The sequence below is a fragment of the Capnocytophaga sp. oral taxon 863 str. F0517 genome, from assembly GCF_000466425.1.
In the GTDB taxonomy this organism is placed as follows: Bacteria; Bacteroidota; Bacteroidia; order Flavobacteriales; family Flavobacteriaceae; genus Capnocytophaga.
The window spans coordinates 4,126-5,478 of record NZ_KE992136.1 but is presented as its reverse complement, the minus strand read 5'-3'; the positions used below and the strand labels follow the sequence as shown (position 1 = coordinate 5,478).

3 protein-coding genes are annotated in these 1,353 nt (G+C 41.0%); all 3 read right to left on the bottom strand.

What is annotated here, in order from left to right; all coding sequences use genetic code 11:
- Nucleotides 1-268: 268 nt before the first annotated feature.
- Genes HMPREF1551_RS06070 through HMPREF1551_RS06060 form a run of 3 tightly spaced genes read right to left on the bottom strand, consistent with a single transcriptional unit; the run spans nt 269 to nt 1,275 of the window.
- Nucleotides 269-487: a PRTRC system protein C gene (locus tag HMPREF1551_RS06070; RefSeq protein ID WP_009744763.1), complete on the bottom strand. Its 219-nt coding sequence runs from the start codon at nt 485-487 to the stop codon at nt 269-271.
- Nucleotides 488-514: 27 nt separating this feature from the next.
- Entirely contained in the window at nt 515-1,012 is a 498-nt protein-coding gene (locus HMPREF1551_RS06065) for a PRTRC system protein E (RefSeq protein ID WP_021628189.1), read from the bottom strand.
- A 47-nt stretch (nt 1,013-1,059) separates the two neighbouring features.
- On the bottom strand, nt 1,060-1,275 hold the full coding sequence (locus HMPREF1551_RS06060) for a hypothetical protein (protein ID WP_021628188.1): 216 nt from the start codon (nt 1,273-1,275) through the stop codon (nt 1,060-1,062).
- Between the last annotated feature and the right edge of the window lie 78 nt (nt 1,276-1,353).

Genomic DNA, 1,353 nt, shown 5'->3' with positions numbered 1-1,353 from the left:
ATTGGCAAAAGAGTTTTCGGGGCTACTTGTTGCTGTTCTTGACGTATCTGTGAGCGGTCTTTGGAGCGTTGGACTGCTTTGGAAAACTCTCTTAACCTGCGGTAGAGTTCTCTCTGTGCTTCGCTTTGTATGGGTGCGAGGTTTTGTTGGGATTGCTGTTGCATACATTTTTAGTTTGTTTTTAGTTTTTGATAACGTTTTTAATTTTAGCTACAAGCCTTGTTTTAAGCTGTTTTACAAGGCTCATAGCTTTAGAATTAGTAGAGATTTAGCCTTTTGTACCCATTGTGATTTGTAGGGGATAGACAACGCTGTCTCCCTCTACGTAAGGTGTGCCTGCTTTGGCATTGGTGAGCAGGGGGTAATGGGTGCTGTAAAAATTCTTGACTTGCTCTACTGACCACGATGGATTAGGGTCGGCAAGGTGAATAGTTTGTCGGTTTTCTTCAAAGACAAACATTCTTTTCAGTTGGGTAGCTATGAGCATAACAATACTTTTTTTAGGAGTTAATACTTATTCTTCAAACAAGGTAGGGGCAAAGTGTGTGGATAGTTCTGACCTTTTTTTGCGGATTTTATCGGCATAGTTAGGGAACTCATCGGGAGGAGGTAGTTTTGACCACGCTTCTCGGTACTTGCCCTGTGCTTCTAAATCAGCTACTTTTTTCATAGCCTCATCGTATTTCTTTTGTTGTTTCTCGGCTTTTTCTTTCTCCATAGCTGATTGCCTTTGGGCTTGCTTTTGCGCCTCGATGTACTGCTCCATATTCACAAACAGAGAGGAGGTTTCTTCTAAGGGTTGGGTGATGCTTTGAAAAAAGCCTGCATCTAATTCTTCGGCTGTGCCTCTAAGTACTAAGGGAGGCAAAAGGTGCTTGGCAGGGTCTGAACATTGTTCATTCTCAAGCAATACCGATACAACAAGCTGGCTATTTGCTTCTTGAGTTATGACTAAGTGTAGTTTGCCTTGTATGGCTAACTGAGCAATTTGATTGAAAAAATGGATTTCCATTGGATACTTCGTTTTTAAATTAATACTTCTGTTTTTATCCTTATCTTTTAAGGGGCTTTTTTAATAGTGTTTTCAGTGTGATAACTCACTGTGTAGCCGTTTGCCTTTACGATAGCTTCTAAGGCTTGTCGGGCTTTAAGGGTTGCCTCTCGGTCTTGGTCGCTAAGGTTCATAAAGTGCAGTGGCTCAAAAGTTCGGATGATTATCCCTATATAGGATAGGGCTTGGGTGTCGGTTGCTAAGGGTTGTTTGAGTGGTTTCATTGAGATACACTTTTTTAGGTTAAACTACTTCTTGGAGTTCTATCTCAAACTCAATGCTTCTTTTGCTACATTGGGTTT

Excerpts from the sequence above, each read along its gene's own strand:
- HMPREF1551_RS06070 (WP_009744763.1), bottom strand. The coding sequence starts at position 487 with ATGCTCATAGCTACCCAACTGAAAAGAATGTTTGTCTTTGAAGAAAAC.
- HMPREF1551_RS06065 (WP_021628189.1), bottom strand. The coding sequence starts at position 1,012 with ATGGAAATCCATTTTTTCAATCAAATTGCTCAGTTAGCCATACAAGGC.
- HMPREF1551_RS06060 (WP_021628188.1), bottom strand. The coding sequence starts at position 1,275 with ATGAAACCACTCAAACAACCCTTAGCAACCGACACCCAAGCCCTATCC.